Raw genomic sequence first — 21,426 nt, 5'->3', positions numbered from 1 at the left:
TAAATTTGATTTAAAATAATTTAAAATTTTTGAAAGTTATTCTTGATATAGATATTTGAAACATCTTTACCAATCTTCAAAAACTCTCTTTGTCTAACCAACGATAATCTAGTTGGTTCAATAATCAAATTTTTTTGAAACTCTACGCTTAAATTTATTTTATTATCAGTAGAATTTAAAGTAGGAGAGTTGAAATAAAGATAATTACCATCTCCTTGGGAATAATTACCTCCTTTTTCAGGGTCTAATGTTCCCGCAGTAAATTTACAATAATAACTCTCGTCCGAAAAATCTCCGGTTAAAGGTCCATCAAATTCTAGCCTTAATACATTGTCTATACCACCTCTAGTAACTGCGCTCATACATTTAGCAGTCACATCACATCTAACTAAGTCCTTAATTTCTAACATATAGTTTGATACATTGAAATTTTTAAAATAACAGTCAACTGACCCCTGTAGAAACACATCAGCTCCGACGATCGAGTCAATGACTGAACGTCGTAGACCATAAAACCATACTCCACGTTTGAAATGTGACCTTGGACGCTCGCAAATAACATTATTAACAATTATATTATCGTTCCAGCAGGAATATGGTGTGTATAAAGAATCGACAAAAAGGGAGTAATTACTTTGTTTTTTTGAGGATGAATTTGAATCACTTATAGTAATATTTGATAAAATAATCTGAGGTGAACTCATGATTTTTAAGGTTGAATTATCACTGTTGCTTTCAGAATTTGAAATTTGTAAGTTCTGGAAAATACTTTTCCCGAAACAATAAGTTATGTTGACTGTTGACGGTTCGCCAAGACCAGTTAAAGTTAAATTACTAACGTTAACTCCATAGCAGCTAGATATAATAAGGCGGTTAATATATAAAGAAGAAAGCTTTACGTTTTTAATGTTCCTTAGAACAAGTTTTTTTATGCGCCCTTCACCTGTTAAATTAACATGGTTTATAAAATTAGTCTTTATTAACCACGGATTAGAGTGAGAATATACAGTTCGGGCACTCAAAATGATATGAGAGTTATTAACGCTCTTGACTTCAACATATTCGAAATAATACTTACCGCCACCAACACTATCTGTGCCGTCTACATTTTCGATACGAATAATATCACCGGGACTAAATTTATTTATGAAGTCACCATTAATTATATATGAATCTTTTGGTATTTCGCCTTTAAAAGCAATAACGCTTTTAAGTTTACTTATGATTGGGTAACTATACGGAAATCTAGTTCCATTTTTAACTATAAAATCAGTTTCATTAACATCAACAACATTCAGAATATCTATGCCATTTTCATTACCAATTTGAGCACTACCACCATGCCGATAATCTAATGAAACTGAAACCATATCACCTTTATTCATTTTAGAGTTTTTATTAGAAAAAGAGCGAGTTCCGCGAGAAAAAGCTTCCCAATCTTGGTTTATTATAGATTCGCTTTCAGAATAAAAGAGCCCACCAATGATAGAAAGCTCAAAATTTAAGTAACATCCGTTTTGTAAAACAATTCTTATAGGGAAGTCAATAGAAATATCTTCGCTGTAATATTGACCTTTTAAAAAAGTACAACTTAATCCATTAATATAAGCATATTGTAGGGCTTTTTCAATAGCCTCTTTATTATTGAAAACACCATCAGATTTTGCACCAAACATTTCAGGTGATACTGAGTCTGTACTTATTTGGCATCCAAGGTTCTCAGGTTGAGTTTTAAAACCTTCTTTACCTTTTGAAGGAATGCTTATAACTAAAGGTGATAACGCCATGCTTCTAAGTAAATCTCTACGTCTCATTTTACCCTCACCCGAATCACAAATTTTGGCGTTTGTTATACCATTTTATTTAAAGATTGGAAAATAAGAAATGTTTCAAACTCACATATTAGTATTAATATACAATATTTTTATATGGCCCATAACTTAAGGGCCATAAACTATAGAAATAATACTTTTCGCAACCGAGAGGATATATTGACACAGGCATTTACAAATAGATAAATACCATATATTAGTATTAGTCAATGATAGTACTAATGAATGATATTTATCAAATTGAACTAGTTATAAATAATTTAAAGCAGAACACCATGAAGAATAAAAGTTAGTAATATTCTTAATATGTTACACGGCCAAAAAAACAATGAGTTGAATACTTTACAGCTCAACTCATTAATCTTCATTGGAGCTCGTAATATAAAAGAGTAAGATTTTTAATATGTGATTTTATAGATTACTTTAATATCCCCAGAATCTCTTATGCATACTGAATTTTTTAATCAAAAACCTTGGTAAGAACTGATAACTTTTACCTGCTTTAAAACCTATAAATTTCATAACATTATATAAAAATGAGGCGGGTATCCAGTGTGGATAATTTTTTAGCAAAAATTTGAACTCTGAAATAATAAAACGCTTGCCTTCACCACCTGCACCTCCAAAATTATTCCTAATCCAAGGTTCATCCGTATGGAATACACCAATATCAAAATAGCGTTTAAACTCTTCTGATGGAGAATAATTATGAGAATGATGTACTTTTGCTTCGGGCACATAAGCTACTTTGTAACCTGCCATTATTGCTTTTGCCGTGTAAAACATATCTTCACATAATATTGTATTCGACGGGAAGCCGCCTATTTTTTTAAATACAGATAATCTATAGGCCGAAAAAGAATTAGACATAAATGCTGTTTTCAACCCCATCTTAGGTATGCTGCTTTTAGACGCAATATACCCTTTATCTGGATAATTAAATGCTCTGGCATGTTGTGCCAATGGATTAGCATCAGTATGTGGTAACTGCCTTCCATAGGCACATACAATTTCTTCATCTTGAAAAACAGTTATTATGCTTTCAATAAATCCCGGTTCAGGTATAGCATCTTGTGTGAGGAATATGACTACATCGTAATCCTCAATATATTGATTAATTGCTTCGTTACGAGTTCCACCATGATTAAAATCTGAGCTTTGAATAGATATCACATCAAAACCATTATTTAAAGCTACGGTGGCTGTATCATCCTTACTACCAGAATCGATTACGTGTACCAATGTGTTTGCAGGCGTGTTTTTTTTTATATTATCGACCGTAGTACGCCACAAATCTCCACCATTATAAGTTGGGATGGCAATATAGTATTTCATTGATAGATTATCCTGACTGTTATATAAAGGCTGGAAGTTAATACGCACCGTCTCTTTTTAATACAACACCCACAGTTTTAAATAAAATCGCGATATCATTCCACATTGACCAATTTTTAACGTACCAAGCATCAAGATAAACACGTGTCTCATAATCCACATCACTACGCCCACTAACTTGCCATAGGCCTGTCATTCCTGGTTTGCTCAATAAATAATAATCAACTTCTTCATTGTATCTTTCTAACTCAGCAGTAATGATAGGCCTTGGTCCAACTAAACTCATTTCTCCTTTTAATACATTAAATAACTGCGGCAATTCATCCAGGCTTGTCCTTCTAAGGAAACCACCTATCTTTGTTATTCTTGGGTCGTTTTTCAATTTGAATGTTAAATTCCATTCTTCTCGCGCATTTATATCATTATTTAGAAGTTCTTCAAGAACTTCTTTGGAATTGATTACCATAGATCTGAACTTCAAACACTTAAAGGGTTTACCTCCTTTCCCGATCCTTTCATGACCATATATTGCCGGGCCTCCATCTTTTTTAACTTTAATACTTATATATAATAACACTGGTGAAAGAAGAGTAATTATAGACAATGAGCCAATAATATCAAAAAGTCTTTTGAGAATTCTTGACGACCATTTGGCTAGATTTTGCTGTACACGAAAAATCATAACTTCATGACTGAATATGAATGACATATCTGTGCTATCAAGTGGCATTCCACGTAATGTTGGAATAACTGAGACATATCGATAGCCTTTAATCATAAAGTTTCTAAGCCACGCATTTCTTATTTTACTTTGATGAGACTCTACAGCAACAATGAATTGTGTTTTGGGATCAATATCATTAAGCCATTCTAGATTATTCTCAATCACTGGTATACCATCAATTGCCTCTCCTGATTGAACTCCGCCAGGACTTGATATGAAACCGACAATGTTTAAACCTAAGTTTTTTTCTCCGCTAATTGCTTTATATGCTTCATGAGCATTTTCACTACTACCTACTATCCAAGTATCTCTTTGCCACAAGCCCGCTTTATTCAATAAGGTCTTCGTTAGCATTCTTGACAATGGAACAAGTATGATTACAAATAACCACGTTATCACCCATAAGTAACGAGAGAATGACCAAGTGGTAAAAGCCATAACAGCAATTTCGATTATTGCAAAAATAACCAAGGTTCGAAGTATTTCTTTAAGTTCAAACCAAAATGTTTTACGATAAAAATAATGTCTTAGTCTAACTGAATACCAGCCTACACAACAAACACCGAGAATCCAATGAAGTAAAAACCACCCATCAATTTCATTAGTTAGTAATAAATAATCATTCTTTTCCACAATTAATGATAACACACCCAATGCTATGTATAAAGAAAGAATGAATGAAATGAAATCTGATAAAGCCAATGTGATACTAACTATGACATTCTTTACGAGAAGCCTCATGAAATCCTCTCAAAATTAATTAAATATATATTATTACACTAATATAAATTTTCCTTCTCATTACCCCAAATATCAATAAAGATAATTGGGGTAAGCATTCAATTAGTGCTTATCCTTGTCATTATATGAGTAACCATAATTATTATAGCCATAACCATAATAACTACTAGCTTTCTTCACCACGCCGTTTAAGATGCAACCTTTTACTATTACACCACTATTTTCAAAACGTTTCGCACTAATTTCAATTTCTTTGGCTGTGTTTTTTTCAAACCTTGCGACAAGCAAGGTTGTACCTGCATAATGCCCAATAATTGCCGGATCAGTGACAGCCAAAATAGGTGGAGTATCAAGAATCACAATATCATAAATTTTTTCTGCCCAAGCTAAAAGCTCTCCAAAACGTCTGTGCATAAGTAATTCGGCCGGGTTAGGTGGAACCTGTCCACGAGAAATGAAATCGAAACCAGCGCTATGTACTTTTTTCACTGCTTGGGATACTTCAACTTTCCCTGACAATATTTCAGAAAGGCCGTTATTGTTATCTAACTCAAAGAGCTTATGCGCATATCCTTTCCTCATATCTGTATCAATATATAGAACAGATTTTCCAGTTTGTGCTATTACTGCTGATAAGTTTGAACTTACAAAAGTCTTACCTGCATTAGGGCTTGCACCTGATATCATTAAAATATTGTTTCTAGCCTCCATCATTGCAAAGTGCAGGCTTGTGCGTAATCCTCTAATCGCTTCAATTGCAATATCAGCAGGATTTTCAATCGCAAGAAAAGTTTGAGGTTCTGATTGTTCTTTCTTTCTCAAACCCTCTAATTTAGTAGCTTTCTGGGTAAGTAACTCAGAAATAGGAATGCTTGCATAAACATTTATACCCAACTCTTCGAGTTGCTCAGGGGTTTCTATTCCTCTTCGCAAAAATACACGTAATAAGACAACACCAATTGATATCAGTAAGCCAAGAACAAAACCGACTATGACAACCAGAATTTTTTTCGGTTTTACGGGTTCAGGTTGTGTTACTGCATTATCAATAATTCTAACATTACCAATTGCACTTGATTTCGCTATATTCAGTTCTTGCTGCCTGTTAAGTAACATCATGAAGACAGCACGCCCAGATTCGACATCACGATTTAGACGTAATATTTCCTGTTGTGTTGCCGGCATGGCTGACACTTTTTTATTAAGCTTTAACTTTTCATCTTGTAAGGTTTTTCTTTTTTCAAGTAAGGCCTTATAAGTAGGATGTTCTTTGGTATAAAGTTGTGATATTTCTGATTCTCTAAAAGTTAGTTGATTTAATTGGTTATCTACATTTACTATTTGGTCAAGTACAGATTTGGCTTCTAAGGATAAATCAACCGAATCATTCTGCCTCCGATACTGATTAAGTTTGCTTTCAGCGTTATCTAAATCACTTCTAACAATTGGTAATTGCTCATTCAAGAATGCTAAACTCTTTGCATCTTGCGCTGCTTGCCTTGCGATATTTTGTGCAAGGTAATTCTCACTAATACTATTGATGATTTCTTTAATTTGTTTCGGATTTTCTCCTGTAAGAGTTAAGTTTAAAATACCCGTATCTTTGCCTTGTTCTGAAATATTGAATTTCTTCTGTAACGCACTTATTGCATCCAATTTAGAAGTATAATATACAGTAAAGCTAGTACCTGGCTCAGCGTCTATTTTATCAATTTTAATTGTGACATCATTTTTATTTACTAACTTTCCAATGCTAGCATTGAACTTTTCATCATTATATTCTACCGTATAGCTATTCTTATCATTAGTTGTTATTATAATTTTCGGGATTTCATCATGGCTACCTGTTATATATAACCGCCCGACAGTTAAATTGCCTGGTTTGTCCCCTAGCAACCTAGCCAATCCCCTACCAAAAACAGGGAAGTAATCTTGCTTAATAACTGCCTGTAAGTTTAGATCATCTACCGTTTTCCCCAAAATCATCCTTGATTGTAATAACGCTATTTCAGGTGCAGACTGCGGCTGACTATCCGGAAGTATTTGGCTAAGATTGTTTAAAATGCTATTACCCTGTTTTTGCTCCACTTGAATCAACGCATCCGCCTGATACACTGGTGTTGAAAAAATGGAATAAATCAATGCAATAACGGTAAATAGAGACGTTACTGAAATTATCAATTTGCGATGGTCAATCAATTCACCGATTAAGCGACCAAAATCGATTTCATCAGATTCCTGAGATGCTTGTTTATTAATAACTGGTGACATTAAAATATTCCTGATTATTTTGCGCCTAGTTTTTCAGCCCACCGCTCACCGGCCAATTCTATTAAATTATATACTGATGCAAATGCTTCTTCACTTTTCCTATATGGATCTGGGATATCTCGCTGGTTGCACCAGTGACCATAAAGCATTGTTTTCCCTCTGGCTTCGGGTGACATACGCCCGATTTGCTCTATATGGGCCTTTTCCATTACTAATATAAGATCGTACTTGCGCCCCATGGACGCTGAGTATTGTTTCGCTACATGATTTTCGAGCGAAAGATTATGCAATGATGCGATTTTACAAGCATTCAAATCGGCGCCATAACCAACCATTGCATTCGTACCAGCCGAATTAATCACCTTTGAGGGAAGCAATTTTCGTAAAAGCCGTTCTCCTATTGGAGAACGACAAATATTGCCCGTACAAATAACTAAAATTGATTCAAACATTTTATGGCCAGGTCCTAATATATCTTACAGTTTCTGTCATATCATGTACTCCAGTAATGGTAGGTACAAGTTGGGAAATTACACGATTCCAACGTACTAATGGAGCCGATGTGACATAGACGATATCATAAGGTTGTAATTCAAATTCTGTACCAAGAACCATCGCGGAGGCATCTTGCGCGTTCAACTGATAGATATTAGCAATTTTACCTTGTTTATCACCCTTCAGTTGGCGAATAACGAAGACTCCCGTGGCATCACTGTAAGCTTGAGACATGCCTTCCGCATTCCCGATTGCCTCTGCTAATGTCATTCCACTACGATCCATCTTCAATGTACTCTGCTTGCCAACCTCTCCCATGACAAACACTTTAAGATCGTCATTCCTTGGTACAAAGAGAATATCTCCAGGATATAACATGTGATTTTGTGTTAAATCCCCTTTTTGCATTAATGCATAAAGTGATACTTTTGTATCTTTACCATTATGAGTCAGCACAACATTACGCCAATCTGCGTCTGGTGCCAGCCCACCAGCGGCATTTATTGCATCCATAACCGTTAAAGGAATATTGGTAATAGGTTGCTGGCCTGATTTTGTCACTTCGCCTGTCACGTAAACCTTTTGAGAGCGAAACGCAGCAACGCTAACATCAACCTGTGGGCTTTCAATATAAGTAGTCAATCGGCTGGCTATATCCTGGCGTACCTGGCTAAGCGTCTTGCCCGCTACCTGCACCTTACCGATATAAGGATAGAAAATAGTGCCGTCGGAATTGACCCAGTTGCCGGTGTCGCTGGCGCTACGGTATTGACCTGCAGGCGTTGTCAGCTCCGGGTGATCCCATACCGTAACCATCAATACATCGCCCACACCAATGCGATATTCATAACTACGCAGTAAATTATCCAGTTGCGGATTTGGACGAGCCAAAACGGTTTCCGGTCGAAGCTGATCGATAAGTCCTGGAGTCATTGGATACACGTTCACCAGTTTATCCAGATCGTAGTCGCTATCCGGAAGCTCAACCACGTTCTTACGCAGACTGTTTAATCCCTGACCAGGGATAATGGTACAACCCGATAAAAACCCAATCGCCAACGCTAATGCCGAAAATCTAACAATTTTTTTCTTCATAATGTCACATTATCAGTAAATCACAATTTGCCAATTCCTGAGCAGCTGTCATCGCCGTTGCTTCCCTGCCGGCTTGTGGAGAGATAAAAGCTGACTGCGTCCTGCAGCGCTACCACCCTCTCTCCCCTGTTTTCAGCATTCAGCCTTATAAACTAAACGGTATTTCTATCCCTGCGCTAGCCCCAACGTCATCGCTGTCGCTATTGTTAGCGTTGGTGTACCACAGTGAGGTATTCAGACGGACCGACTGATAAACATCTCCGCTCCAACCCAGCTGGACCCCCTTCAAGGTATCAGCATGAGGGAATGCTTTGTTGATCGACTGATTCTCCGGGTTAACTTTGGCGTAAACCAGGCGTGTACTCCAGCGCTGGTTATCCTCCGTAATAAGCTCAACCTTACCGGCAACGAGTTGACCATCCCCGCCCATTGCGTCACCCAGAGGATAACCCTGCTGGTAGTAGCCATCCTTATAGATATGATGCGTATAACTGTAATTGGTCCGGCTCATATTGGTGCGCGTATCATGCGCTTCCAGGTACCAGTTAACCGCATCCTTACCCCAGCCGTGGTGCCCTTCAATCCCGCCGAGGAACATATTTGCTGAAGGCAGGTAACCAGATTCATCCTCACCGATCATCTGTCCGTAGAAACTGACCGGCCAGCCAAGCGTCGGCTCGAGTTTAAACTTAAAGTCAAAGCCGGCCAGTTGGTTCCCCGGTTCGTTATCCGTTCCGGTATTGTCTTTCCCTGTAAAGCCATCCCAGAAGCTGCTAAATGATTGCGGTCGCCCTTCCCCACCCCACTGCATAATGCGTGATGCGCCTAATTCCAGTGATTGAAACGGCGTGAAGGTAAAGCGGCCACCGATAATTTTAGTGTGTGGCACAGCGGTGTACTGATTCATCTGACTAGCAGAGATCTGATACTGCCACGGGCCTACCCAGCGCAGCCACCAGGTTTCCGGCGCCGCCTGCTCGGCTCGCTGCATCAGAAAGCCGGTCATCGGCCGCATGGCATCCCCGCGGATCAGGCTGCCTTCATAGCCCGGCCCCCACCACTGCTGAACCTGACCAAAGGAGAGCCACTGGTTCCAGAATTTCACCGCGCCGTAGGCGCCGTTGGCGTTGAAACGCGATCCGTTACTGATCCGCTCCCCCCCTTCGACGTTCCCCTGAAGGTGGACATCCCACCATTCGCCGCTGTTGTTAAACGCCAGGCCTAACGAGTTATCTGCCGGCTGCGTCTGGCCAAAACCCTGTGGGGTGCCCGGCTGATCGGTTGAAGTGTAGCCGGTGACGCGGAAATCCGCTTTTAGGGCAGACAGTCGCTGGTTGATACGGGCCAGCACCACTTGTTCAGAAGAATAGGACGGTTTGGCCTTTTTTAACGCCCGGGCAATCTCTTCCTGGCTCAGCGGCCAGGTCGACAGGCTCAGATGGATGACCCCGCGATCGGAAAGCCAGGCCAGGTCGTTACGCAGATCGTTATCATTTGCTACTAACCCGGCCGCGTAAGCCTGGACTCCCAGTGAGGAAAGCAAGCCCAGCGTCACGGCAATGCGCGCAATTTTTATCATTGTACAAGATCCATTTTCAGCCCCGCTGTCGTATCTCAATGAGAATGAGGGGAATACCAAGATAGAAAGCGCTCGCGGCACCAGCTGACTTCACTGTGCAACACCGGCGAGGCAAGTACAGTTACCCTAAGCTGCTTGTAAGCCTTATAACTTCCACCCAGCTCACAATGTAGGCGAATTTTACCCTACAGGCTATCGATGAGACGGGAAAGTTGGTTTAAAGGTGCTATCAGCAGCCGCTCCTGACCCTTTTTGAGGATATCTGATAAGCATCATAGATATCTCATCGCGTTAATCACCCAGAGAGTGTCGATTTTTATAGCCGTTCAAAGAAGGTGTTTTGTGTTGCAGCAGGCGATTTCAGCGACGCTACCGCCCCTGGCTTAACAGCTACCAGCGCACTGACTACCTGAACGGCTTATTTAATCGGCCTTTGGGTGAATAATTGGTCAGGCCTTTATTTTTTGCGGCGTTAAGTCTACGGGATTTCGGTCACAATTGGGAGTCTTGCTGCCGAATATCTGCCAATTAATGCCGCTTGCCCTTTTATTGGCGAAAATAAGCGGGTCAACGCTTAAGATTATTCACTAAGCTAATCGGCCATACAGTGAAGCGTTGTTGCCACCCTATCAAGCATGAGACTAACCATCTGTAAAACAACATATTTTATGAAAAGGCCGCGTCATTCAAAAATCAGATGATGGCGTCTAAGTCAACTACAATTTCTAATAGTTTCCTGGTATCAGAATATTCAGCAGACGTGCTTCAGGTCCTTTCTCAGTGCATTTAAGAAACGTCTCATCCCCGCAATATCCAGGCAAATATGCAATAGCAATGTAGTAGCACTTCATTATTTCATAAATATGAATTATCAATCGCCTGGCATATAGTAGATTATTTTCTTATTTGTCTAATTAACCTGCGAAAACTTAATTTCCCCTGTAAAACAAATGGCGATTACCAGACCTGCTTATGTAGATCAGTTCGAGTAAAGGGTTTATCCAGCGGCCCAATTGCAGTGGCGATTTCCCCAAGCAGGGACTGAGTCGGCGCTTTATTGCCGCTATGCAACAGGATAAGGGGGACCATCACCAGGCACGCGACGCCGCCCCAGGAAATACTCACGCTTTCCGAATGGGTGGTACGTTTTTGCAGCCGCAGGAATAATGCGCTGCCGGCAGCGCCGAGCAGCAGGCCAGCGATCACTTCCGAGTCGGAATGCGCATGGATGACCAGCCGTGAATACCCCACCACAGCGGCGAGAATATAGCCGGCGGCGACCGCTGCTTTTTGCACACCCGCCGAAAAACGAGCGCTGAGCAGCCACAGGAAGATAGGCCAGAAGGCCGCGGAGAGCGCGGAGTGGCCACTGAAGCCGGTGTAATCCAGCTCACGAATGCCCAGACCCCAGCCCATAAAGGCCAGTTTGGAGGCGCAGACGATAGCGCCGGTGATGCCGAACAGCAAACTCCACTGCCACGCCAGCAACCGCGACGTTTTACGCAGCATCAGGACAATAAACAGCGCCGCTGCGCTGGGCAGCAAAACGGTGCTATCGCCAAAAAATGAGATGAGTTGCCAGTTCATATACCTGTGATCCTTCGATGATGTCCACTGCCGTGCTCAGGGATTATCCGTAATGTCTGTACCAGCTCGCATGCCAATTCATTTCACATTTTTATGCATGCAAGTGAGATGTTTAAAGCGGAAACATGATCGCAGTCAAGTTTTATTTTTGGCTGACGTTGACCGCTTACCCTGCACTTTAGGAATTGTCGCACTAAGTGACTATTCGCAAAGCATTATTGCCGCTACTCCGACCATTGCACCACAGAGGCCAGAGACAAACTACCAGAAGTCTCCGAAGCCATACGTTTCTTTACAATCGTTATAACATTCACGTTATGAATAATTTCTGCATAACGTTATGAGCGGCGTGGCGAAAGGTTCTGCCCTGCCGCTCATCTTTACGCCAGCGGTCAGGCCAGCAGTTTTTTGATGCTTTCGCGGAATTTGGCGCCTTCTTTCAGGTTACGCATTCCGTAGGTGACGAAGGCCTGCATGTAGCCCATTTTCTTACCGCAGTCATAGCTTTCGCCGGTCATCAGCATCGCGTCAACGGACTGCTTTTTCGCCAGTTCGGCAATGGCGTCGGTCAGCTGGATACGGCCCCAGGCACCCGGTTCGGTACGCTCCAGTTCGGCCCAGATATCCGCCGACAGCACATAGCGGCCCACCGCCATCAGGTCGGAGTCAAGGGTCTGCGGCTCGTCCGGTTTTTCAATAAACTCGACGATACGCGCTACCTGCCCTTCCGCCACCATCGGCTCTTTGGTCTGAATCACGGAATATTCGGAGAGATCCCCCGGCATGCGTTTCGCCAGCACCTGGCTGCGGCCGGTCTCGTTAAAGCGGGCGACCATGGCGGCGAGGTTATAGCGCAGCGGGTCCGCAGTGCCGCCGTCGAGGATGATATCCGGCAGCACCACGACAAACGGATTATCCCCGACGACCGGGCGGGCGCAGAGGATGGAGTGGCCCAGACCCAGCGGCTGTGCCTGGCGCACGTTCATGATAGTTACGCCCGGCGGGCAAATGGCCTGGACTTCCGCCAGCAGCTGGCGCTTCACGCGCTGCTCAAGCAGGGCTTCCAGCTCGTAGGAGGTGTCGAAGTGGTTTTCCACCGCGTTCTTCGAGGAGTGCGTCACCAGGACAATCTCTTTGATCCCGGCGGCGACGATTTCATCAACGATGTACTGAATCATTGGCTTATCAACGATCGGCAGCATCTCCTTTGGAATTGCCTTTGTGGCCGGCAGCATATGCATGCCTAGTCCTGCGACCGGAATAACCGCTTTCAAATTCGCCATATTCATCTTCACCTGTTTGGTTGCAAAACACGCAGTTATGCAAAATTGTACATGTCACAAATCCATTGAAACTGATAATACACGGATACTGCCCGGGCATCTGCCCGCCAAATTCTTAAATTCACTGTCACCTAAAAGAATACACACAACTTCCATTTACCAACAGTTAGAGCTGAGAATAATCTTATTTTCGTTCAGGTTATTCAGCGGCTCGTTTCATGCACGGCGCCATGTGGCGGAGAGGCGCGCCAGGCGGGCTTTCCGGGGCGCCGTGCCCGCCACGCCGCGCCTGTGCCCGCAAAGAATAGATATAGATAATAAATTTTGCCAGACAATATATTTCAGCATAAACAGCCAGATATGGTGACATATTACCGCAATTCCGCGTCTATGAACTGCGATCTGCCCTATTCTGCGCTCACTTCATAATATGAATTTTGCCGGTTTTGTGAGCGGGCTTCGCGCTTCGCTTCTCCTGTGCGCATCAATGCTCGTCGTGACGAACCGTGGGATGAAGCCCTTTTACCGCCCTCGCTGATACGCAGCCGAAAAAGTTCTGATACCGGCTCGCTTATTCCAGAGCAGTCGCCATGGTGTTATTTTTTCACTGTTCTTTACCGGAACATAATTCTTATCGGTTCGCTTTATGTGCTGGAAATATATCCATCCATGGTAGGGCGATATCCGCGTCGTTATTGCATTTTAGACTCATCTTATCCATGATCGTGGTAGCACATACCGCAGTCGTACAGGTTTTAATACATATGGAATGGATTGCCGATCCGTCAATCTGGGCAGGTCTCGTCACGCTGGTGGTTATCGAACTGGTGTTGGGCATCGATAACCTGGTCTTTATCGCTATCCTCGCCGAAAAGCTCCCGCCCGCCCAGCGCGACCGCGCGCGGATCACTGGTCTGATGCTGGCGATGGTCATGCGTCTCCTGCTGCTGGCCTCTATCTCCTGGCTGGTCACCCTGACCAAACCGTTAATTGCTTTTCGCGACTTCAGCTTTAGCGCCCGCGATTTAATCATGCTGTTTGGCGGCTTATTCCTGCTGTTCAAAGCGACCGTCGAGCTTAATGAGCGGCTGGAAGGGAAAGACAGCGATAACCCCACCCAGCGCAAAGGGGCGAAATTCTGGGCCGTGGTTGCGCAGATCGTGGTGCTCGACGCCATCTTTTCGCTCGACTCGGTGATCACCGCCGTCGGCATGGTCGACCACCTGGCGGTGATGATGGCCGCGGTGATCATCGCTATCAGCCTGATGCTGATGGCCAGCAAGGCGCTGACGCGCTTTGTTAACAGCCATCCGACCATCGTGATCCTCTGTCTTAGCTTCCTGCTGATGATCGGCTTCAGCCTGATTGCTGAAGGCTTCAGCTTTATTATTCCGAAAGGCTATCTGTACGCGGCAATTGGCTTCTCGGTGATGATTGAAGCCCTTAACCAGCTGGCGCTGTTTAACCGCCGTCGCTTTCTTTCCGCCAATATGACGCTGCGTCAGCGCACCACCGAGGCGGTGATGAGCCTGCTGAGCGGTCAGAAAGAAAAAGCTGAACTGGATGCTGACACAGCGTCACTAGTCGCCGATCAGGATCATCATCCACTGTTTAATCCGCAGGAACGGTTGATGATTGAGCGGGTGCTGAACCTGAATCAGCGCAGCGTCAGCAGTATTATGACGTCGCGCCATGATATCGAGCGCATCAACCTCAGTGCGCCGGAGGAAGAGATCCGCAGCCTGGTGGAAAAAAATCAGCATACCCGCCTGGTGGTGACCGGCGGGAAAGATAATGAAGACCTGCTGGGAGTGGTGCATGTTATCGACCTGCTCCAGCAGTCCCTGCGCCAGGAGCCGCTGGATCTGCAGGCGCTGGTGCGCCAACCGCTGGTCTTTCCGGAGGGGCTGCCGCTCCTCTCCGCGCTCGAGCAGTTCCGTCAGGCCCGCACCCACTTTGCCTTTGTGGTGGACGAGTTTGGCTCCGTCGAGGGGATTGTGACCCTGAGCGACGTGATGGAGACTATCGCCGGCAATCTGCCCAACGAGGTGGAGGAGATCGACGCCCGACATGATATTCAGCATCATCAGGACGGTTCGTGGACAGTTAACGGCCATATGCCGCTGGAGGATCTGGTGCAGTACGTTCCGCTGCCACTGGATGATAAACGTGAGTACCACACCGTTGCCGGTCTGCTGATGGAGTATCTGCAGCATGTGCCGCAGGTGGGGGAAACCATTGAGATTGACGGTTATACCCTGCGCACGCTGCAGGTCGACAGCCATCGGGTGCAAAAGGTGCAGATCGTCCCGCCGGTAAAGCAGGATGAGCTGGATTATGAGGTGTAATCCTAAGGGATAAATAACGGCCCGGGGTATCCCGGGCCGTAAAATTGATAGCCAGGGACCCTGTTTATTGCCTGATGGCGCTTCGCTTATCAGGCCTAAGGAATGGCGACACAAACCGGGGAATTACCCCCTGACGCACAACCCAGGCCGCGTCAGGCGTAGCCGCCGCCCGGCATTAAGGTGACATCACACTTTGACGATATTCTCTCATCACGGGGAATTGATGCTCTACAGCCGCCACACTGCCTGATGGCGCTTCGCTTATCAGGCCTACGGAATGGCGACACAAACCGGGGAATTACCCCCTGCCGCACAACCCAGGCCTAGTCAGGCGTAGCCGCCGCCCGGCATCCACGTGACATCCTACTTTGACGACATGCTCACAGCCCGGTAGTCCCGGGCTGCTGGTCTGGACGATTACAGCTTATCGAGCAGCTTTTTGGCGTCTTTGCTCTCTTTGCTGCCTTTATTACGTTCGACCCAGTCGTTGAGGCGCTGCTTCGCTTCATCCTGCAGCTGTTTGCGCAGGATCTGGTCGACCTGCAGGCTGTAGCTCAGCGACTGCCAGTCGCCATAGATGCGCAGCGGGATAGCGGTCTGTTTCAGGCGGTCGATAAGTTTGCCCTCGCCTTTCCAGCCGCCGAGCACGCGCACGTTAAAGCGCATATCGCAGTTCTCTTTCTGCAGATCGAGCTGACCTTCGCCGGTCATCGCCATCACATCGGACTGCCCCTGCAGGCGGTTCAGCGTCACCAGCCCGTTATCCAGCGTGAGCTGGCTGCTCACGGCATCCAGGCGGGTGGCATTGTCATAGTTTTCCTGCGCCCGCACGTTGGTGCTGCGCTCCACGGCCTGTTGCACCAGCTGCTGGAAGTTAAGTCCTTCGGTTCGGGTATCGGTCATCTGGAGCTGCGCCTGGCCCTGCCAGTGACGGCGGAAATCATCCGCGTCAATGCGCGTTCCGGAAAACTCGCCGGTCAGTGACAGCTTGCCGGTCAGGCTTAATGAATAGTTGAAGGCTTTGATCAGCGAACCAATCTCCACGTTCTGCAGCGCCGGCTGGAACGTCGCCTGCGGCGTGTCGCCGCGGGCATCAAGGGTCCCGGGGAGGGAGAGCTGGCCGCCGTCGAGGTTGCCCTGCATTTTGCTGACCGTCAGCAGCCCCTGCTGATTGCTGATTTCGCTCTGCACCTGGGTGAAGTTCAGGCCGCGCCACTGCAGCTGGTCGGCGCTCAGGGCCATCCGGCCGTTAAAGCCGCGCAGGCTCTGGTAATCTTCGCGCTCATCGCTGTCGGCGATCACCGGACGCAGCGGGCGCGTCTGGCTCTGGCCCTGCTGGCTGGCGCTGCTGTCGGTCGCCGGCGAAGAGGACGCCAGCAGACTGTCAAGATTCAGGGTGGTGGCGTGCAGATCCAATGACCAGTCCGGGCGGTCTCCCAGCACCACGCTGCCGTTGCCGGTGAGGGTGCTGCCGCTGGCCATCAGGTTCAGATTATCAAAGCGCAGGGTTTTGCTATCTTCCTGCCAGCTGGCCTGCAGACTCCCCTGACCATTGATGCCGTCGGGGGGCAGCTCGGCGCCGCGCAGCTGCCAGCTGAGCTGGCTAAAGTCGGCTTTTAACGAGTGCGGATAGTCGCCACCCTGCACGGTGGCGGAGAAGCTCAGCGCCAGGTCGCGCTGGTCGCGGTTGACGCGGCCGGAGAAATCGACGGTGGCCCGGTGGTTCTCATCCTGCTCCATCTGCAGGCGGATGTCGCGCACGGTCACCTGCTCGCCGTTCTCATGCTGGAAGAAGAGCACGCTGTCGGCCACCTGCAGCTGGCGCACGTCGTAGGACCATCCGCGGTCCTCCGGAGCCAGCGGCAGGGTGTTGTCATGCGGCACCACCGGCGCGGCGCTGTCGCGAACCGCCTCGGTTTTCGGGGTCAGCTGGATCACCGCCCCCTTGAGCATCACCTGCTTCACCTGCAGCTGGTGCGAAAGCAGCGGCAGCAGCGCCACGTCGAGGCGCATGTTGTCGGCGCGGATCACCGGCTCTTCGGCGCCTCGGGCGGTCAGCGTCATGCGTCCGCTGAGAATGCTGAGCTGCGGCCAGACGTGCCAGCGCAACGGGCCATCGAGTTCAAGCTGATAACCGCTGCGCTCTGCCACCTGATGCACCATATAGGCGCGAAAATCGTTGGGATTGACCAGCAATACCAACGAGGTAAGCCCGGCGACAATGACCGCCAGCAGGATCATCAGCGTTGTCAGTATTCGTCTCATGGCACCCTCAGCAACACCCCGTTGACGTTATCAATCCTTGTCGATTCGGCTCGCCACCGCGCCCTGTTGGTCGCGATATTTGGCGTCTTCACGGCGATTATATGGCCGCGCCGCCGGGCCCGATAAGGGTTCAAAGCTCAGCGCGCCGATGGGCATCCCCGGGCGCAGCGCCAGCGGCAGTTTGCCGGAGTTGTAGAACTCAAGCACGATGCAGCCGGACCAGCCCGGGTCGATGCGGTGCGCGGTAACGTGCACCATCAGCCCCAGCCGCGCCAGTGAGGAGCGTCCGTCGAGCCAGCCCACCAGATCGGCAGGCAGGGTGACTGACTCATAGGTCACCGCCAGCGCCAGTTCGCCCGGATGCAGGAAAAAGGCCTCCCCTTCCGGCAGGACAATCTCTTCGCTCATCACGCGGTCCAGCGCGGCGCTGACCTCGGCCTTCGGACCGCTTAAATCGATAAACGGCGCCGTGTGGCCGCGGAAGGTGCGGAATTTATTACCCAGCCGTACATCAACCGTCGCGCCATTAATACGCTCAACGGGCGGGCGCGGATTGATGGCCAGTCGCCCTTCATCCAACCAGGCTTCAATATCTCGGTCACACAGACGCATGGGCTTTCTCCTTATAAGGCTGCTTCCCGCACGCTTCGCGGCGGAGAGGGCAACAGGGCTACTCTTTGCACGTTACACAATTCGGCCAGGTTATTCAAAGAACTGACTGATTTTGGCCTTCAGAATATCAATCGCGATGCGGTTTTTGCCGCCGCGCGGCACGATGATGTCGGCATACTGCTTCGACGGCTCAATAAACTGCAGGAACATCGGGCGCACGGTTTTCTGATACTGGGCCATCACCGAGTCCATGGAGCGGCCGCGCTCGTTTACGTCGCGCTTAATGCGGCGCATCAGGCAAATATCGAGCGGGGTGTCGACGAAAATAGAGAAGTTGAGCTCGTTACGCAGACGCGCGTCGGTCAGCAGCAGGATCCCTTCAAGAATAATCACCTTCTTCGGCTCGACGTGAATGGTGTTCGGCGTGCGGGTATGCTCGACGTAGCTGTAGACCGGCAGTTCAATCGGCTGGCCGCTTTTCAGCATCTGCAGGTGCTGGAACAACAGACTGTGGTCCATTGAGCTCGGGTGGTCATAGTTGGTTTTGACGCGCTCTTCCATCGACAGATGACTTTGATCTTTGTAATAGCTGTCTTCCGGAATGACGCCAATATGTTCGTCGCCAACTTGTTCACGCAATTCGCGATAGAGAGTACTGGCAATAAGACTTTTGCCAGAAGCCGATGCGCCGGCGATACCTACAATGACGCACTGATGGGACATATCAGTCATAAATTTTTGCGACCTGATTAACCTGGATAGAGATGGAGGGTGGCGGCGGACCGCCAAACGCGGCAATTATAGGGATTTCAGCGTCCCGATACCAGTGGTATGCGCCCCGGACGGCTATTCCGCCGCCGGCGCCCAGTCATCGGTATACCAGATATGCAACAGCGCATAAGATCGCATCGGCTGCCAGCGGCGGGCATAGCGGGCGATGGCGGCTGGCGTCATTCCCGGAAAGCGCTGTTTAATCAGGTAGTCGTCCGGCAAAAAGATATCCTTCGCCTGCCAGCCGCGCAGGGCAAAGTAGTTTGCCGTCCAGCGGCCAATCCCGGGCAGAGTCTGCAGCTGACGCAGCCCGGCGTCGATATCGGCCGGCGCCGTCAGGGGCAGCTCGCCGCTGAGCGCCGCCCGGGCGAGGTGGATCAGCGCCTCCGCGCGGCGAAGCGGCATCCCCAGCGCCTTCAGCCCCTGCGGATCGGCCCGGGAGAGCGCCTCCGGCGTCGGAAATAAGATATAGCCGGGGGCGTCCGCCAGCGGTTCGCCCCAGCCGGCCGCCACTTTGGCGGTGAGCCGGGCGGCCATCGCCACGCTCACCAGCTGGCCGAGCACCGCGCGCACCGCCTGTTCGAAAGCGTCAAGCGCCCCGGGCAGGCGCAGCCCCGGTCGCGCCTGTGCCAGGTCGCCCAGCGTGCGAGCGACCTGCTGCGGGTCGCATGCCAGATCGAACAGCTGGCCAATTCGCGCATAGCAGATCTCAGCCACCGGCTGCAGCCCCGGGGAGAGCGTCACCCGCAGGCCTTGCGCCTCCTCGTCCGGCGTCAGATGAATCAGCCCGCCGTGGCCTGCTACGCGAAAGCTGCGGCTGTAGCCGCCGTCATGAAAACGCTCAACGCCAGCGACCGCACGCGCCTGCAGAAAACCAACCATCCACGCCCAGTCGTAAGGCGGGGTCCAGGGTAACAGCACCATAAGCTCTCCTTTATATAGCGTTTCAATGATAGTCGCCCTTCACCGTCAGCGCCTTGCTTTTAAATTCCGGTTGTCGCCATGACGGCGATCCGCTAAAGTCGCCCCCCTTCTTCACCGGCATGGGGATTTTGCAGACGATGTTTATTGGTTTTGACTACGGCACCGCCAACTGTTCGGTGGCCGTGATGCGGGAAAACAAGCCCCAGCTGTTGACGCTGGAAAACGGCAGCGCCCTGCTGCCCTCCATGCTCTGCGCGCCGACGCGCGAAGCGGTCAGCGAGTGGCTCTATCGCCATCACGATGTGCCCACCCACAGCGACGAAAACCAGGCGCTGCTGCGCCGGGCGATTGCCGCCAACCGCGACGAAGACATCGAGGTGCTGCGCAACAGCGTGCAGTTCGGCCTCGCCTCACTGCATCAATATGTTGAAGATCCGCAAGAGGTCTACTTCGTTAAATCGCCAAAGTCCTTCCTCGGCGCCAGCGGCCTCAAGCCGCAGCAGGTGGCCCTGTTTGAAGACCTGGTCTGCGCCATGATGCTGCACATCAAACTGCAGGCGGAAAGCCAGCTGCCCGAGCAGATTGACCAGGCGGTGATTGGCCGACCGATTAACTTCCAGGGCCTTGGCGGCGACGACGCCAACGCCCAGGCGCAGGGGATCCTTGAGCGGGCCGCCCTCCGCGCCGGTTTCCGCGACGTGGTCTTCCAGTTTGAACCGGTGGCCGCCGGCCTGGATTTCGAAGCTACCCTCAATGAAGAGAAGCGGGTGCTGGTCGTCGATATCGGCGGCGGCACCACCGACTGTTCCCTGCTGCTGATGGGTCCGCAGTGGCGGGAGCGCGCCGACCGCCAGCAGAGCCTGCTCGGCCACAGCGGCTGCCGCATCGGCGGTAACGACCTCGACATTGCCCTGGCCTTTAAATGCCTGATGCCCCTTCTCGGCATGGGCGGCGAAACGGAGAAAGGCACCGCGCTGCCGATCCTCCCGTGGTGGAATGCGGTGGCGATCAACGACGTCCCGGCGCAGAGCGATTTCTACAGTACCGCCAATGGCCGACTGCTGAACGATCTGCTGCGCAGCGCCCGGGATGCCGATAAGGTGGCCCTGCTGCTGAAGGTCTGGCGTCAGCGTCTGAGCTATCGCCTGGTGCGCAGCGCCGAAGAGAGCAAAATCGCCCTCTCCAGCGCAGCCCGCGTTGAGACCGCGCTGCCGTTTATTCAGGACGAGCTGGCTACCGATATCGCTCAGCAGGGTCTGGAAGCGGCGCTGGATCAGCCTCTGGCCCGCATTATGGAGCAGGTGCAGCTCGCCCTCGACAGCAGCCAGACCACCCCGGATGTGATCTATCTTACCGGCGGTAGCGCCCGCTCGCCGCTGATCAAAAAGGCGCTGGCGGCCCGGCTGCCCGGTATTCCGCTGGCCGGTGGCGATGATTTTGGCTCGGTAACCGCCGGGCTGGCCCGCTGGGCGCAGGTGGTTTTCCGCTAGTCCCCCCCGGCGCTGCCGCGCAGCAGGTCTGTCCTGATCGTGGCGCTGCAGATTACGCTGGAATATTCCTGGTC

At 48.7% G+C, this 21,426-nt stretch carries 14 protein-coding genes and 2 pseudogenes; 3 read left to right on the top strand and 13 right to left on the bottom strand.

All coding sequences use genetic code 11. The features are described from left to right. Positions 1-20: 20 nt before the first annotated feature. The 7 genes from ACLH1I_RS01975 to ACLH1I_RS01945 form a co-directional block, all read right to left on the bottom strand. The gene (locus tag ACLH1I_RS01975; protein WP_227679856.1) at positions 21-1,814 is read right to left on the bottom strand and encodes a hypothetical protein; all 1,794 of its coding nucleotides are present in this window, start codon (positions 1,812-1,814) and stop codon (positions 21-23) included. A gap of 441 nt (positions 1,815-2,255) precedes the next feature. Continuing rightward, positions 2,256-3,167: a glycosyltransferase family 2 protein gene (locus tag ACLH1I_RS01970; RefSeq protein ID WP_075201785.1), complete on the bottom strand. Its 912-nt coding sequence runs from the start codon at positions 3,165-3,167 to the stop codon at positions 2,256-2,258. Between the two features lie 37 nt (positions 3,168-3,204). Continuing rightward, complete coding sequence (gene wbaP / locus ACLH1I_RS01965; protein WP_198079973.1) at positions 3,205-4,632, bottom strand: undecaprenyl-phosphate galactose phosphotransferase WbaP; 1,428 nt, start codon at positions 4,630-4,632, stop codon at positions 3,205-3,207. Between the two features lie 102 nt (positions 4,633-4,734). Further along, positions 4,735-6,903, bottom strand: a complete 2,169-nt coding sequence (locus tag ACLH1I_RS01960; RefSeq protein WP_049093120.1) for a polysaccharide biosynthesis tyrosine autokinase — start codon at positions 6,901-6,903, stop codon at positions 4,735-4,737. A 14-nt stretch (positions 6,904-6,917) separates the two neighbouring features. Then, entirely contained in the window at positions 6,918-7,355 is a 438-nt protein-coding gene (locus tag ACLH1I_RS01955) for a protein tyrosine phosphatase (RefSeq protein WP_198079971.1), read from the bottom strand. A gap of 1 nt (position 7,356) precedes the next feature. Next, complete coding sequence (locus ACLH1I_RS01950) at positions 7,357-8,493, bottom strand: polysaccharide export protein (RefSeq protein WP_048330978.1); 1,137 nt, start codon at positions 8,491-8,493, stop codon at positions 7,357-7,359. Between the two features lie 145 nt (positions 8,494-8,638). Continuing rightward, on the bottom strand, positions 8,639-10,072 hold the full coding sequence (locus ACLH1I_RS01945; RefSeq protein WP_198079969.1) for a capsule assembly Wzi family protein: 1,434 nt from the start codon (positions 10,070-10,072) through the stop codon (positions 8,639-8,641). 318 nt (positions 10,073-10,390) lie between these two features. On the opposite strand from ACLH1I_RS01945, the pseudogene ACLH1I_RS01940 reads away from it, so the two are divergent. Continuing rightward, positions 10,391-10,485, top strand: a pseudogene (locus tag ACLH1I_RS01940) (hypothetical protein). A 544-nt stretch (positions 10,486-11,029) separates the two neighbouring features. On the opposite strand, the gene ACLH1I_RS01935 reads toward ACLH1I_RS01940, so the two are convergent. Further along, entirely contained in the window at positions 11,030-11,659 is a 630-nt protein-coding gene (locus tag ACLH1I_RS01935) for a phosphatase PAP2 family protein (protein ID WP_198079967.1), read from the bottom strand. A 315-nt stretch (positions 11,660-11,974) separates the two neighbouring features. Beyond that, a pseudogene (gene galF, locus ACLH1I_RS01930) lies at positions 11,975-12,948 on the bottom strand (GalU regulator GalF). A gap of 758 nt (positions 12,949-13,706) precedes the next feature. On the opposite strand from galF, the gene ACLH1I_RS01925 reads away from it, so the two are divergent. Continuing rightward, positions 13,707-15,290 carry a TerC family protein gene (locus ACLH1I_RS01925; RefSeq protein WP_117263282.1) on the top strand — a complete coding sequence of 528 codons (1,584 nt, stop codon included), beginning with the start codon at positions 13,707-13,709 and terminating at the stop codon, positions 15,288-15,290. Between the two features lie 417 nt (positions 15,291-15,707). On the opposite strand, the gene asmA is transcribed toward ACLH1I_RS01925, so the two are convergent. The 4 genes from asmA to alkA form a co-directional block, all read right to left on the bottom strand. Beyond that, a complete protein-coding gene (asmA, locus tag ACLH1I_RS01920; RefSeq protein ID WP_004201544.1) occupies positions 15,708-17,555 on the bottom strand; it encodes an outer membrane assembly protein AsmA in 1,848 nt (615 codons plus the stop codon). A gap of 30 nt (positions 17,556-17,585) precedes the next feature. Next, positions 17,586-18,167: a dCTP deaminase gene (dcd, locus tag ACLH1I_RS01915; protein ID WP_004151145.1), complete on the bottom strand. Its 582-nt coding sequence runs from the start codon at positions 18,165-18,167 to the stop codon at positions 17,586-17,588. A 90-nt stretch (positions 18,168-18,257) separates the two neighbouring features. Next, positions 18,258-18,899: a uridine kinase gene (gene udk, locus ACLH1I_RS01910; RefSeq protein ID WP_002912442.1), complete on the bottom strand. Its 642-nt coding sequence runs from the start codon at positions 18,897-18,899 to the stop codon at positions 18,258-18,260. A gap of 114 nt (positions 18,900-19,013) precedes the next feature. After that, on the bottom strand, positions 19,014-19,862 hold the full coding sequence (gene alkA / locus ACLH1I_RS01905; RefSeq protein WP_130942612.1) for a DNA-3-methyladenine glycosylase 2: 849 nt from the start codon (positions 19,860-19,862) through the stop codon (positions 19,014-19,016). A 137-nt stretch (positions 19,863-19,999) separates the two neighbouring features. On the opposite strand from alkA, the gene yegD reads away from it, so the two are divergent. Then, a complete protein-coding gene (yegD, locus tag ACLH1I_RS01900; protein WP_004201546.1) occupies positions 20,000-21,352 on the top strand; it encodes a molecular chaperone in 1,353 nt (450 codons plus the stop codon). The last annotated feature ends 74 nt before the right edge of the window (positions 21,353-21,426 follow it).

It is taken from the genome of Klebsiella sp. 1SOBk10mer (assembly GCF_046602535.1).
Classification (GTDB): Bacteria; Pseudomonadota; Gammaproteobacteria; order Enterobacterales; family Enterobacteriaceae; genus Klebsiella; species Klebsiella quasipneumoniae.
This window is presented reverse-complemented; position numbering and strand designations above follow the sequence as displayed.